The sequence below is a fragment of the Brevibacterium sp. XM4083 genome, from assembly GCF_006489205.2.
Taxonomy (GTDB): domain Bacteria; phylum Actinomycetota; class Actinomycetes; order Actinomycetales; family Brevibacteriaceae; genus Brevibacterium.
Genome location: NZ_VFYR02000002.1, coordinates 58,886 through 71,884, shown reverse-complemented (window position 1 = coordinate 71,884; position 12,999 = coordinate 58,886). Strand labels below are relative to the sequence as shown.

Below are 12,999 nucleotides of genomic sequence, written 5' to 3'. Positions count from 1 at the left end.
ATTCGCGTAGGATTGGGGGATGCCGAGTCCGCAGCAGAGAATGCCCCGTGAACAGCGCCGTGACCAGTTGGTCGGGGTGGCGCGCGCCGTGTTCGCCAATCGGGGTTACCGCACGACGTCGATGGACACGATCGCCGAGGAGGCCGGCGTGTCGAAGCCGGTCCTCTACCAGCACTTCGCGTCGAAGCAGGACCTCTACCTCGCCCTCATCGACCACTCGGCCGCGCACCTGGCCGGACAGGTCGCGCAAGCGCTCAACTCGACCGACGACCCCCGCGAGCGCATCCGCGCGACCTACCGGGCCTACTTCGACTTCGCGATCTCCCACCGCGAGGAGTTCGTCATCCTCTTCAACTCCGATGTCTACGAACCCGAGGCCCAGCAGCGCGTGCGCACGATGCGCGAGGGCACCGTCGCCCGCATCGTCAGTGCCCTCCAGAGCTTCACCGATCTCGACGACGCGGACGCAGACCTGCTGTGCCGCACGCTCATCGGCACCGCCGAGGTCGTCATCAAGCAGATCGAGGCGACCCACGAACTCGACATCGACGCGACCGTCGACCTGCTCACCCAGATGAGCTGGGGCGGACTCTCCTCGTTCGCAACCCACACCCGCTGAGCAGGCCGCCCTACGCTGCCCGCCCGCAGCCGAAAGCGGGCCAAGCGACGCACCCGCTGAGCTCGTTCGCGTTCGCTGAGAGCCGAGCGCCGACCCCTGCGAGGCGGGAAGAAACCGGGGCGAAGCGAACGTTAAGCTGAAGACGACTACCACCGCGTTAAGGAGAACAATGGAAATCAAGATCGGCGTCCGCCAGTCCCCGCGTGAGATCGTCCTCGACACGGACGAGTCCGCCCAGGACCTCGCCAAGCGCATCGAGGAAGCGGTCAAGGCCGAGGCTCTGCTCACCTTCACCGACACGAAGGGCCGCCAGGTCTTCGTGCCGTCGACGGCGCTGGGCTACATCGAACTCGGCAGCGAGACCTCCCGCCGCGTCGGCTTCGGCGTCGCCTGAGGGACCACTTCGGTCCAGCGGTCCTGGTCCTGAGAGACCGCGACGGCCCAGCGGTCCTGGCCCTCAGGGACCGTGACGCTCCAGCGGTTGAAAGTCCCTCTCTTCCGAGGCGACTTGTCTATCGAGGCGTCGAGTCTTCCGCGGAGTCGAGAAGTGCCGATGAGAAGAGGCCCGGTCTGCACAGACCGGGCCTCTTCCCGACTGCCACGCCTCCGACGACACCACCGCAGCCGCCTCACCTCGCCCAGTGACGCATTGTGCGGAACCTTCAGGGTGGAATCTGCGCCGAAATCGCCATCAATGCGGCGCACAAACGCCGCCGATCCGGCGCACACCGTGATTCAGCGCCTCGACGTCTCAGGGACTCAGCGCCTCAGAGACTCAGTGGCTCAGCCCCCCCCAACTCCTCAGCGCCTCCGACGACACCACCTCAGCCGCCTCACCTCGCCCAGTGACGCATTGTGCGGAACATTCGGGGTGGAATCTGCGCCGAAATCGCCATCAATGCGGCGCACAAACGCCGCCGATCCGGCGCACACCGGGACTCAGAAACTCAGCACCTCAGCACCTCAGTGCCTCCGCACCCGTGACCCGTGCGCCTACGCGACGAGTCCGAGGGCCGACATCCGGCGGGAGTGGTTCGCCGTGACCGCGGGGATCGCCTCGACGATGACGGCCTCGTCGATGCCGAGGACCGGGTCGGTGAGCAGGTGCCGGGCGCGGCCGAGGGTCTCGGCGACGAGCTTGCGTCCCCACAGGGCGAGCCGGGAGGCCAGCTGCGTGTCCTCGCCGACGTCGGCGGTCAGCCGATTGCGGACGAAGTCGGCGGCCCGTGTATCATCGAGAACAGCAATTGCCAGGCTGTGCTCGGGTTCTGCGAGCTTATCGGCCGCCATGCGATAGAAGTCGTTCATGATCCCGTCGAAGACGAAGCCCTTCATGAGGCTCTCGTACCAGTCACGGGGACGAGTCCTCTCCGCCAGCACGGAGAATGTCGGCTCGAAGATCCTGCAGAGTTCGATCACATCCTGGCCCGACTCACTGATGCGCTGCGAGAGCTCTTCGAAGTGCGAGAATGAGTGCGATGCCAGCCGTGACAGCGTCACCGTGTCGTCGAGCTCCACAGCCGTGGACGCATTGGTCGCCATTCTCTCGAAGGCGGTGAGCTCACCGTACGCGACCAGCGCAAGCGTTGCAGCATCAGTACTGGCCAAGGGGTAAGAATCGGGCATAGCTCAAGAGTACCGGTTCGCATCCAGCACGGGCGCGAAGGCGCCAAAAGGAGTTTGAGACATGGCGGACACAGACGCCGATTTCGCTGATCTGGGGGTGTCGGGACCGATCGTCGCCTCCCTGGCAGCGGCCGGGATCACCCACCCGTTCCCGATCCAGGCGATGACGCTTCCCGTCGCGCTCTCGGGCGCCGACATCATCGGGCAGGCGAAGACCGGAACGGGCAAGACGCTCGGCTTCGGCATTCCCCTCCTCCAGCGCGTGGTCGGCAAGGACGAGGACGGAGGCGCCGACGCCGGTCAGCGCCTGCCGCAGGCGCTCGTCGTCGTCCCCACCCGCGAGCTCGCCAAGCAGGTCGCCCAGGACCTCGTCACCGCGTCGAGTCAGCGTGACATCGACATCATCACGATCTACGGCGGCAAGGACTTCGATCCGCAGATCAACGCTCTCAAGGCCGGCGTCGATGTCGTCGTCGGCACTCCCGGACGCCTCCTCGACCTCTACGGCCGCAAGGTGCTCAAGCTGAACAAGGTCCGCACCGTCGTCCTCGACGAGGCCGACGAGATGCTCGATCTCGGCTTCCTCCCCGACGTCGAGCGGATCATCAACGCCGTTCCCGCGAACCGGCAGACGATGCTCTTCTCCGCGACGATGCCCGGCGCCGTCATCACCCTGGCCCGCCGCTACATGAATCGCCCCACCCACATCCGCGCCCATGACAACGAGGACCTGTCGCTGACGGGCAAGAACACGACGCAGTTCGTCTACCGCGCGCACTCGATGGACAAGAGCGAGATGGTCGCCCGCCTCCTCCAGGCCGAGGGCCGTGGGCGGACGATCATCTTCACCCGTACGAAGCGGACCGCCGACAAGCTCGCCGCCGAACTCTCCGACCGCGGCTTCGCCGTCCGGGCGCTGCACGGCGACCTCGGGCAGGCGCAGCGGGAGAAGGCGCTGAAGTCCTTCCGCGACGGCACCGTCGACGTCCTCGTCGCCACCGACGTCGCCGCCCGCGGCATCGACATCGACGATGTCACCCACGTCGTCAACTTCCAGTCGCCTGAGGACGAGAAGACCTACGTCCACCGCATCGGCCGCACCGGTCGCGCGGGCAACTCCGGCACCGCCGTGACACTCGTCGACTGGGACGACATGCCCCGCTGGCGACTCATCAACAAGGCCCTCGGCCTCGAGCACGACGAGCCCGCGGAGACGTACTCGACCTCCCCGCACTTCTTCACCGACCTCGGCATCCCGAAGGGGACGAAGGGACGTCTGCCCCATAAGCACGGTGAGTCCTCCGACAACGTCGGTGAGGAGAAGCGCCCGGCCCGTCGTCGACGCAGCGGAGAGAAGAGCGATTCCCGCCGAGGCGGTTCGTCCGATTCTCGCCGAGGCGACTCCTCGGACTCCCGCGGAGGCGACTCCGCGACCGACGCGGATGCGAAGAAGCCCCGCCGCACCCGGCAGCGTCGTCGCACCCGCGGCGGCAAACCCGTCGGTCGCACGAGCCGTGCCGAGGCCTCGGACACCGGCACCGAGTGAGGACGGCACCACGAACGCCCCGCCTGCAGTCACCTGCGGCGGGGCGTTCGTCGTCTGTCGGAGAAGCCCGCACCTGTTGAGACCCGCTCGATCAAGCGATAGCGCAGAGAGCGGGCCGTGCACGCCCCCACATCCGCACTATCGCGTGATCGAGGGCGCGGAACCCCGCGCTCACCCCTGGATGAACTCGACTCCCCCGGGCCTGCCGGCGGCACGGTCGAGGAGTTCGGCGAGCATGTGCTCGGACGTCGAATGCTCGCCGAGACGGTTGGGCTTGCCCGTTCCGTGATAGTCGCTCGACCCGGTGACGATGAGGTCGTGGTCGTGGGCGAGCCTGCGCATGATCTCGCGTTCGTTCGGCGGGTTGTCCCGGTGATCGACCTCGAGGCCGTCGAGTCCCGCGGCGATGAAGTCGGCCATCGCGGAATCGGAGACGACGAGACCGCGCATCGCCGCCCGGGGATGGGCGAAGACCGACACTCCCCCCGCCTCGGCGATGAGGCGGATCGCGGTGATCGGGTCGATCGTCGGCAGGGTGACGTGGTACTTCCCGTGGCTCGAGAGGATCGAGGCGAACGCCTCCGAGCGGGTCTCGACGATGCCGGCGGCCACGAGCGCATCGGCGATGTGGGGGCGCCCGATCGTCGCGTCCTCACCGGCGACGGCGAGCACGGCGTCCATATCGATGGGATAGTCCTCGGCGAGCCGGTCGATGATGAGGTGGGTCCGGTCGAGGCGGGCGCGCCGGGTCTCCTCGACGACGCCGGCCAGACCCGTGTCGTAGGGGTCGTGGAGGTAGGAGAGGAGATGGACGCTGATCCCCTCGTGACGGCACGAGATCTCCATCCCGCGGACGAGGCCGAGTCCGTACACCCGGGCCGCCTCCTCGGCGGGAGCCCATCCTGCGGTCGTGTCATGATCGGTGATGCCGACGACGTCGATGCCTTCCATCGAGGCTTCGGAAACGAGTTCGGACGGGCTCTGTGTCCCGTCCGAGAACGCCGTGTGTGCATGGAGATCGATGACCATGCCCTCAAGTCTATCCACACCCCGGAGCCGTCCTGACCGCGTGCCTAGAATGGAGGCATGACAGACAGCACGGAGACCGACCAGCCGATCAACGACCGCGTCAACAACCGCTCGCACCGTCCCAGCTCCCGCGCGTTCCGGGACTTCGTCTCGCAGGGCTGGGATCGCACCCCGCTCAACGCCGAGGCGCTCGCCGCCGCCGGGTTCACCCCCGAGCGCCGGGCGAAGATCTCCGCGACCTTCCCCGGAGAGCGCCTCGTCGTGCCCGCCGGCGGACTCAAGGTCCGGTCGAACGACACCGATTACCGCTTCCGCGCCCATTCGGCATTCATCCACCTCACCGGCCTCGAAGCCGATTCCGAACCCGACGCCGTCCTCGTCTTCGAACCCGAGGGCGACGAGCACGCCGTCACCCTCTACTTCCGCCCCCGCGCCGGCGCCGACACCGAGGAGTTCTTCTCCGATGCCCGCTACGGCGAGTACTGGGTGGGCCCGCGCGCCGACCTCGAGGCGATGGCGACGATGACCGGCATCGCGACGGAGAGCTCGGCGACCGTCGACGATGCGATCACGAAGGACCTCGGAGCGATCTCCGTGCGCCTCGTGCGCGCAGCCGACACCCGCATCGACTCCGTCATAGACCTCGCCCGCACGCAGGTCCAAGCCGACCTCGAGACCTCGGAGGCCGGGGATGCCGAACTCGCCCAGGCGCTGTCCGAGCTGCGCCTGATCAAGGACGACCACGAGATCGCGGCGATGCGCGAGGCCGTGGCGATCACCCGCGCCGGCTTCGACAACGTCGTGGCCTCCCTGCCCCAGGCCGTCGCCCACCGCCGCGGTGAGCGCGTCATCGAAACCGCCTTCGAGACCGCCGCCCGCTCCGACGGCAACGGCATCGGCTACGACACGATCGCGGCTTCGGGCAACCATGCGTGCACCCTCCACTGGATCCGCAACGACGGACCCGTCGTCGACGGCGATCTCGTCCTCGTCGACGCCGGAGCCGAAGCCGACTCCCTCTACACCGCTGACATCACCCGCACCCTGCCGGTGTCGGGCACGTTCACCGACGTGCAGGCCAAGATCTACGACGCCGTCCTCGACGCCTCCGATGCCGCGTTCGCCGTGGCCGCCGAGCACACGCAGCGCACCGTGCGCTTCCGCGAACTCCACGAGGCGGCGATGGAGGTCATCGCCGCGAAGCTCGAGGAGTTCGGTCTCCTCCCGGTATCCGCGGCGGAAGCGCTCTCCCCCGAGGGCCAGCAGCACCGCCGGTGGATGGTCCACGGCACGAGCCACCACCTCGGCCTCGACGTCCACGACTGTGCGCAGGCGCGGGCGGAGATGTACCTCGACGGCGTGCTCGAACCCGGCATGGTCTTCACGATCGAACCCGGCCTCTACTTCAAGGCCGACGATCTCCTCGTGCCCGAGGAGTTCCGCGGGATCGGCGTGCGCATCGAGGACGATGTCCTCGTCACCGCCGACGGAGTGGAGAACCTCTCCGCCGGGTTCCCCCGCACCCGCGAGGAGATCGAAGCCTGGGTCCAGGGTCGATGATCCCGACCCCGATCCGCGGGCGAGGCCTTCTCGAGATCCCCGGGATCGGACTCGGGCACGCCGGTGACTTCACTCGGCAGCGCCTCACCGGGGTCACCGCCCTCGTGCCGCCGCCGGGATCGACGGTCGGCGTCGACGTGCGCGGCGGTGGTCCGGCGACGCACGAGACCGACGTCATCGCACCGGGCACCCATGCCTACGGGGCCGACGCGATCGTCCTCACCGGCGGATCGGCGATCGGTCTGCGCACCGTCGCCGGGGTGTCGGAGGCCCTCGCCGAGGCGGGTCGCGGCTTTCCCGCACCCCGCCTGCCGGACACGGTCATCCCGCTCGTCCCCGCCGCCGCGCTCTACGATCTCGGCCGCGGCAGCGGTCCCGTCGCCCCGCCGACGCCCTCCGAAGGGACGGCGGCGGTCCGCGCGGCTCTCGCGGCAGCCGGCGCGGTCGGCGCGGATCCGACGGACAGCGCGGACCCGACAGGCGGCGGGGATACGACGGACACCGCGGACCCGGCAGCCAGCAAGGCCCCGACAGACAGCGCGGACTGCGCACCCTGTGTGAGAGGCAGCGTCGGCGGGGCCATCGGGGCGCGGATCGGGTTTCAGACGATGCGCGGCGGACTCGGGTCGTTCGCGCTGCGCCTGCCCAGCGGACACACTGTCGCAGCCCTCGTCGCGCTCAACGCACTCGGGACCATCGGCACCCCGGACGGCACCCTCTGGGCCTCTCCCCTCCTCCGCGCGTTCGGGTGGGATCTCCCTCCCATCCCCGGGCTGCCGGTGCCGGAGAGCGCGACGGATCCCGAGGATGCGGACGCCGCGGAGTCCGGGGCGAGCACCTCGGCGACGAATACCACCTTGGCCATCGTCGCCACCGATGCCGTCCTCGACCCAGCGCAGACGACACGGATGGCAGCGAGCGGGCATGCCGGCATCGCGCGGGCGATCCTTCCCTCCCACACGCATTTCGACGGAGATACGGTCTTCTCCATCAGCACGGGGACGGTGCCGCTGGCCGCCGAGGCGAAACCCGACCTCGTCTCGATCCACGCGGCCGCGGCCGATGCGATCACGCTCGCCATGATCGATGCCGCCGTCAGCGCCGTCCCCGTCGACCCGTCCTGGGACCAGCCGCCGACCCTGACCGACATCGCGCCCGCGTTCACGGCCGCCTTCACAGCCATTCCCTGAGCAGGCCTGTCCTGAGGAACCCTGTCCTGAGCAGGGCTGCCGCAATGAGGCCCGCCCTGAGAAGGCAGCCGGACGAGCAGGCAGCCGGGCGAGCAGGCAGCCGGGCAGACGACCCGCAGACACTGCCCGGCCTGTCGCCCTCTCCAGGGCGCTCGCACCGGCGGCGAGGTGGATCCCGCTCGACAACGCACGCAGAATCGAGTCGGATCCACCTCCCCGCTGCCGGCCGACCGCGCAGACGCGGGCCGAGCTCACCGAGACAGCCCCACCTCACCGTAACCGACCGGCCTCACCGGCGTGCTGGCTCAGCGTCCGCCGGCCTCGCGCGCCTCCTCGGAATCGAGTCCCGGACGGTCGGCTCCGTCATCGGCCCGCTCGGTCTGCAGCGGGAGGCCGCCGGTGCCGAGCTGCTCGCGTGAGACCTTCGCCGCCGCAGCCTCGTCCTCGACGACGGTGAAGCGCACGGTCTCGGTGAACGAACGGCCGTAGCGGTCGGTGCCGGTGACCTGAGCACTGTGCGTGCCGAGGTCGAGGTCCCCGGGCAGCGGTGCGCGCCACAGGTGGGAACTCGTCTGGCCGACGTTGCCGGAGGTCGTGAGGTTGCGCGTGGCCGTGTACGGGTCGGTGTACTCCCACCCCTTCCGCAGCGCCTCCCCGCGCCCCGGCTGCGTGTGCTCGGCGACGACCGGGGCCGCGCCGTCGATGCTCACCTCGACCCGGGCATCCGAGCTCCCGGCGAGGAAGCTCGACGTCAGCCAGGTCTCACCGGCGCGCAGGTCGCTGCGGGTGACGACCTTCTCGGAGAACGGCGCCGGGGCCTCATCGGTCGTCTCGGCGTCCTGTGCCTCCTGTGCCTCCTGTGCCCAGGCCCGCCAGCTCGGGGAGTTGACGCCGAGGAGGAGCTGATGATCAGGTGATTCCCCGCGCACGGTGTAGCGCTCCGAGCGCTGCGCACCGTCGAAGGAGAGAGTGAGCACCCCGGGTTCGGCGGCGTCGGAGGTGAACGCGTACGGCAGACCCTCGGCGTTGAGTCCGCCCGAGTACCAGTCCCCGGAGACCGCTCCGGCGACGAGCTGCGTCCTCGGCAGCTCGTCGATGCCCGCCTCCTTCCATTCCTCACGGCTCTCCCCGGCCACGAGGTTCTCCAGGGTATGCGTGTGCCCGCCGACGGTGACGGCATTCGGATAGTCGGAGAGCACCGAATAGAGGTCGGCGGCGTTGTCGACGACGACCTCACGGTGGGTGACGACCGGGGCGTGCGCGGCGACGACGACCTGCGCGCTGCGCGGCACGCTCTTCAGGTCGTTCTCCAGCCACGTCAGCTGCTCCTGGCTGATCGACTCCGTGTACGACTTCGTCTCGGGATCTCCCGAGTACTCGATGCTGTCGAGGACGACGAAGTGCGTGTCACCGACGTCGTAGGAGAAGTAGGCGGGTCCGAAGTCATTGCGGAACGTGTCAAGGGCGTGGGCGTCGTCGGTCGCGTCGTAGTCCTGGTCGTGGTTGCCCGGCGCGACCCGGACCGGACCGTTCATCGCGGCGTAGAGATCGCGCAGGTCGTCGTTGAGGCTGAGGTCGTCGCCGACGTTGTCGCCGAGGAGGAGCACCCCGCACGCCCCGTAGTCCGTGCGGTCGGCCAGGTCCTTGACCGCCCCGTCCCGTGCGTAGCCGACCTCGGTCATGTCGTAGGTCTGCGTGTCGGAGGCGATCGCGCACTCCTGATCCGCCGAGGCGGTCGCCGCCGAGGCGATCATCGGGAAGTTCACCGCCCGCGGGGTCCCTCCGGTCGGAGCGATCCCACCGTATTCGAGGTCGGGTGAGCCCTCGGGCAGGTGGTTGTAGCTGAACTGGGCGACGTTGTCGGCGTCGACCGGGACCTGCCAGCCGCTCGGCTGCGTCACCGATACGGTCATGTTCTCCCGCACCGGGAGCCGGTACGTGCCGCTGCCGTCGGTCTCGACGACGTCGAGGCCGTTGGTCACGGACACCCCGGGGATGCCCTCCTCGTCGCCGTCGAGACGCGAGTTCTCATTGGTGTCGTCGAAGACCTGACCGGTGAGCACCTCGGGGTCGGCGGGGGTCCCCCGGTCGACTTGGACGTGGCCTTCGTAGAGATCGGGCGGACCGTCGGCCGCCCGGGCCGCGGACACCCCGGTGGCCGGGGTGAGCAGAGCCAGCACCGCGGCCGTGCTCAGCACGCCGGTGCGCAGTCGTCGTGTGGACATGTGTGTCTCCTTCTCGTCGTCCTGCTGGGGTCGGGATTGCACGTGCCGAGACACGACCCTAGGGAGACTGGGAGAAACCTCAATGACAGCGACAAGACGACTTGGTGAACGGAACGTGATGCGGACGACGCGGCGCGGTGCCTGACCACGAAGTAGGCTTGAGGATATGAGTGGCTCCTCGAAACGCGTCTTCGTCGCCCGCCTCATCTCCGCCCCGGTCTTCGATCCCCTCGGCGATCAGGTGGGTCGCGTGCGCGACGTCGTCATCGTCTACCGCACGACGATGCGCCAGTACCCCCGCGTCATCGGGCTCGTCGTCGAGGTGCCCGGACGACGCCGGGTGTTCGTGCCGATGGGCCGGGTGACCTCGATCGATGCCGGTCAGGTCATCACCACGGGCCTGGTCAACATGCGCCGGTTCGAGCAGCGCCGCTCGGAGACCCTCGTCGTCAACGACCTCCTCGACCGCCGTCTGCGCCTGCGCGAGGACGACTCCCCCGTCCAGATCGAGGACGTCGGCATCGAGCAGCAGGTCAACCGCGACTGGGAGGTCACCCGCCTCTTCGTCCGTCGCGTCCAGGAGCGCAGCAGCGCCTTCTCCGCCTTCCGCCGGCGCGGGGAGACGATGCAGATCTCCTGGACGGATGCCGACCATCCCGCGGACTCCGCCCACGATCAGGAGGCCACGCAGCTCATCGCCGCGTACCAGGACACGAAGCCGGCCGACCTCGCCGACGTCCTCTTCGAGATGACGCCCGAGCGCCGCCTCCAGGTCGCCCGCGCCCTCGACGACGAGCGCCTTGCCGATGTCATCGAGGAGCTGCCGGACGAGACCCAGGTCGAACTCCTCTCCGCCCTCGACACGGAGAGAGCCGTCGTCGTCCTCGAGGAGATGGAGCCCGATGACGCCGCCGACCTCCTCGGCGAGCTCACCGACGAACAGGCCGAGCAGTTCCTCACCCTCATGGAGCCCGACGACGCCGAGGACGTGCGCACCCTGCTCTCCTACGACGAGCACACCGCCGGTGGTCTGATGACGACCGAACCGGTCATCCTCACCCCGGAGACGACGGTCGCCGAGGCACTCGCCCACGTCCGCCGCGAGGATCTCCCGCCGGCGCTCGCCGCGGCGATCTTCGTGTGCCGTCAGCCGATCGAGACCCCGACCGGCAAGTACCTCGGTCTCGTCCACATCCAGGAGATGCTGCGCCATCCGCCGCACGAGGCGGTCGGCATCATGCTCGACACCGAAGTCGACCCGATGCCGCCGGACACCCCGCTGGCCGAGGTGACGAAGTTCCTCGCGGCGTACAATCTGGTGTCGGTGCCGATCACCGACGAGAACGATCGACTCATCGGCGTCGTCACCGTCGATGACGTCCTCGACGAGCTGCTGCCCGAGGACTGGCGCACGACCGGCCGCGACGACCACAGAAGGGGGTAACCATGCCGACCGACGATTTCGACGTCCCCCGCTCCTCGAAGCGCAAGCTGCCCCGGTTCGCGATCTCCCCGGAGACCTTCGGCCGCGGCGCCGAGGCGTTCGCCCGCTTCATGGGCACCCCGGCGTTCCTCGTCGGAATGACGGTGTTCTGTGCCGTGTGGCTGCTGTGGAACACGCTGCTGCCCGAGGCGGTGCAGTTCGATCCGCGTTCGCTCAACTTCACCCTGCTCACCCTCATCCTCTCCCTGCAGGCCTCGTACGCGGCCCCGCTCATCCTGCTCGCCGAGAACCGCAGCGCCGACCGCGACCGCGTCGAGTTCGAGCACGACCGGCAGCGGGCCGAGCGCAACCTCGCCGACACCGAATACCTCGCCCGTGAGGTCGCGGCCCTGCGCATCGCGATGCGCGAGGTCGCCACCCGCGACTTCATCCGCTCCGAGCTCAGAGACCTGCTCAAGGAGCTCGAAGAGGACGCCGCCAAGGACAGCGGCGCGACAGACGACCACAGCCCGCGCGACACGAAGGGAGGCCGCTGATGAGCAGCGCCCCGACCATCGACGCCGTGAGGGAGGCCCTCACCACCGTCATCGACCCCGAGATCCGGCGGAACATCGTCGACCTCGACATGGTCTCCGACATCGCCGTCAACGGCGGCACCGTCACCGTCACCGTTCTCCTCACGATCTCCGGCTGCCCGCTCAAGGACACGATCACCCGGGACACCGAGGCGGCCGTGGGCAGACTCGACGGCGTCACCGAGGTGGTCGTCGAGCTCGGGACGATGACCCCCGAACAGCGCACCGCCATGCGGGAGAAGCTCCAGGGCCCCGGCGGCACCCGGGAGGTGCCGTTCGCGAAGCCGGAGTCGCTGACGAAGGTCTATGCCGTCGCCTCCGGCAAGGGCGGGGTCGGCAAGTCCTCGGTGACGGCCAACCTCGCTGCGGCGCTGGCCGCGAAGGGACTGCGCGTGGGCCTCGTCGACGCCGACATCTACGGCTTCTCGATCCCGACGATGCTCGGCCTGTCCGGGCAGCCCACCCGCGTCGACGACATGATCATCCCGCAGGTCGCCCATGACGTGAAGGTGATGAGCATCGGGATGTTCGTCCCCGGCAACCAGGCCGTCGTGTGGCGGGGGCCGATGCTCCACCGCGCCCTCCAGCAGTTCCTCACGGATGTCTTCTGGGGCGACCTCGACATCCTGCTCCTCGACCTGCCCCCGGGCACCGGTGACATCGCGATCTCCGTGGCCCAGCTGCTGCCGAGCTCCGAACTCCTCGTCGTCACCACCCCGCAGCAGGCCTCGGCGCAGGTCGCCGAGCGGGCCGGCGCGATCGCCACGCAGACGAACCAGCCGATCGCCGGGGTCATCGAGAACATGTCGTGGATGGAGCTGCCCGACGGCACCCGGATGGACGTCTTCGGCACCGGCGGAGGCGAGACCGTGGCCGCGAATCTCGCCGCCACGACGAACACCGAGGTGGAGCTGCTCACGCAGATCCCCCTCGACACCCTCGTGCGGGAGGGCTCCGATGCGGGCACGCCCGTCGTGCTCAGCCGCCCCGACTCCCCTGCCGCGCAGGCGTTCGACTCCCTCGCCGACCGCCTCGCGCAGCGCTCGCGCGGCCTCTCCGGACGCTCGCTCGGCCTCAGCCCCGTGTGACGACACGCCGACGATCACGTCACATCGCCGTCACTGCACATCATCGGTGATCACAATCGTGCAACTCCGGTGTGATCTCTGCCCTGAGATCTGTCTC

11 protein-coding genes are annotated in these 12,999 nt (G+C 69.0%); 8 read left to right on the top strand and 3 right to left on the bottom strand.

Annotated elements, in window-relative coordinates; translation table 11 throughout:
* Window positions 1-19 precede the first annotated feature (19 nt).
* Window positions 20-619 carry a TetR/AcrR family transcriptional regulator gene (locus FJ887_RS06090; RefSeq protein ID WP_232623565.1) on the top strand — a complete coding sequence of 200 codons (600 nt, stop codon included), beginning with the start codon at window positions 20-22 and terminating at the stop codon, window positions 617-619.
* Window positions 620-788: 169 nt separating this feature from the next.
* A complete protein-coding gene (locus tag FJ887_RS06085) occupies window positions 789-1,013 on the top strand; it encodes a DUF3107 domain-containing protein (RefSeq protein WP_137825966.1) in 225 nt (74 codons plus the stop codon).
* 599 nt (window positions 1,014-1,612) lie between these two features.
* Here the strand turns inward: FJ887_RS06085 and FJ887_RS06080 are convergent.
* The gene (locus FJ887_RS06080; RefSeq protein WP_140955187.1) at window positions 1,613-2,245 is read right to left on the bottom strand and encodes a ferritin-like fold-containing protein; all 633 of its coding nucleotides are present in this window, start codon (window positions 2,243-2,245) and stop codon (window positions 1,613-1,615) included.
* Between the two features lie 61 nt (window positions 2,246-2,306).
* Between FJ887_RS06080 and FJ887_RS06075 the strand changes: the two genes are divergently transcribed.
* On the top strand, window positions 2,307-3,791 hold the full coding sequence (locus tag FJ887_RS06075; RefSeq protein ID WP_140955189.1) for a DEAD/DEAH box helicase: 1,485 nt from the start codon (window positions 2,307-2,309) through the stop codon (window positions 3,789-3,791).
* A gap of 171 nt (window positions 3,792-3,962) precedes the next feature.
* On the opposite strand, the gene FJ887_RS06070 is transcribed toward FJ887_RS06075, so the two are convergent.
* Entirely contained in the window at window positions 3,963-4,820 is an 858-nt protein-coding gene (locus tag FJ887_RS06070; protein ID WP_137825963.1) for a PHP domain-containing protein, read from the bottom strand.
* A gap of 57 nt (window positions 4,821-4,877) precedes the next feature.
* Here FJ887_RS06070 and FJ887_RS06065 point away from each other — a divergent pair, with 57 nt between their 5' ends.
* Window positions 4,878-6,380, top strand: a complete 1,503-nt coding sequence (locus FJ887_RS06065; RefSeq protein ID WP_140955190.1) for an aminopeptidase P family protein — start codon at window positions 4,878-4,880, stop codon at window positions 6,378-6,380.
* The gene (locus tag FJ887_RS06060) at window positions 6,377-7,570 is read left to right on the top strand and encodes a P1 family peptidase (RefSeq protein ID WP_140955192.1); all 1,194 of its coding nucleotides are present in this window, start codon (window positions 6,377-6,379) and stop codon (window positions 7,568-7,570) included. Before FJ887_RS06065 ends, FJ887_RS06060 begins: the two co-directional genes overlap by 4 nt.
* A 305-nt stretch (window positions 7,571-7,875) precedes the next feature.
* On the opposite strand, the gene FJ887_RS06055 is transcribed toward FJ887_RS06060, so the two are convergent.
* Window positions 7,876-9,795, bottom strand: coding sequence for a calcineurin-like phosphoesterase C-terminal domain-containing protein (locus FJ887_RS06055; RefSeq protein WP_140955193.1), 1,920 nt, complete (start codon window positions 9,793-9,795; stop codon window positions 7,876-7,878).
* Between the two features lie 166 nt (window positions 9,796-9,961).
* Here FJ887_RS06055 and FJ887_RS06050 point away from each other — a divergent pair, with 166 nt between their 5' ends.
* Genes FJ887_RS06050 through FJ887_RS06040 form a run of 3 tightly spaced genes read left to right on the top strand, consistent with a single transcriptional unit; the run spans window position 9,962 to window position 12,902 of the window.
* Window positions 9,962-11,239, top strand: a complete 1,278-nt coding sequence (locus FJ887_RS06050; RefSeq protein WP_137825959.1) for a magnesium transporter MgtE N-terminal domain-containing protein — start codon at window positions 9,962-9,964, stop codon at window positions 11,237-11,239.
* A gap of 2 nt (window positions 11,240-11,241) precedes the next feature.
* Window positions 11,242-11,775: a DUF1003 domain-containing protein gene (locus FJ887_RS06045; RefSeq protein WP_137825958.1), complete on the top strand. Its 534-nt coding sequence runs from the start codon at window positions 11,242-11,244 to the stop codon at window positions 11,773-11,775.
* Window positions 11,775-12,902 (top strand): Mrp/NBP35 family ATP-binding protein, encoded by a 1,128-nt coding sequence (locus tag FJ887_RS06040; protein WP_140955194.1) that lies wholly within the window; start codon window positions 11,775-11,777, stop codon window positions 12,900-12,902. Before FJ887_RS06045 ends, FJ887_RS06040 begins: the two co-directional genes overlap by 1 nt.
* Window positions 12,903-12,999: the final 97 nt, after the last annotated feature.

Coding starts and splice junctions, on each gene's coding strand:
- FJ887_RS06050 (WP_137825959.1), top strand. CDS start 9,962: ATGAGTGGCTCCTCGAAACGCGTCTTCGTCGCCCGCCTCATCTCCGCC.
- FJ887_RS06060 (WP_140955192.1), top strand. CDS start 6,377: ATGATCCCGACCCCGATCCGCGGGCGAGGCCTTCTCGAGATCCCCGGG.
- FJ887_RS06085 (WP_137825966.1), top strand. CDS start 789: ATGGAAATCAAGATCGGCGTCCGCCAGTCCCCGCGTGAGATCGTCCTC.
- FJ887_RS06045 (WP_137825958.1), top strand. CDS start 11,242: ATGCCGACCGACGATTTCGACGTCCCCCGCTCCTCGAAGCGCAAGCTG.
- FJ887_RS06055 (WP_140955193.1), bottom strand. CDS start 9,795: ATGTCCACACGACGACTGCGCACCGGCGTGCTGAGCACGGCCGCGGTG.
- FJ887_RS06040 (WP_140955194.1), top strand. CDS start 11,775: ATGAGCAGCGCCCCGACCATCGACGCCGTGAGGGAGGCCCTCACCACC.
- FJ887_RS06080 (WP_140955187.1), bottom strand. CDS start 2,245: ATGCCCGATTCTTACCCCTTGGCCAGTACTGATGCTGCAACGCTTGCG.
- FJ887_RS06065 (WP_140955190.1), top strand. CDS start 4,878: ATGACAGACAGCACGGAGACCGACCAGCCGATCAACGACCGCGTCAAC.
- FJ887_RS06070 (WP_137825963.1), bottom strand. CDS start 4,820: ATGGTCATCGATCTCCATGCACACACGGCGTTCTCGGACGGGACACAG.
- FJ887_RS06075 (WP_140955189.1), top strand. CDS start 2,307: ATGGCGGACACAGACGCCGATTTCGCTGATCTGGGGGTGTCGGGACCG.
- FJ887_RS06090 (WP_232623565.1), top strand. CDS start 20: ATGCCGAGTCCGCAGCAGAGAATGCCCCGTGAACAGCGCCGTGACCAG.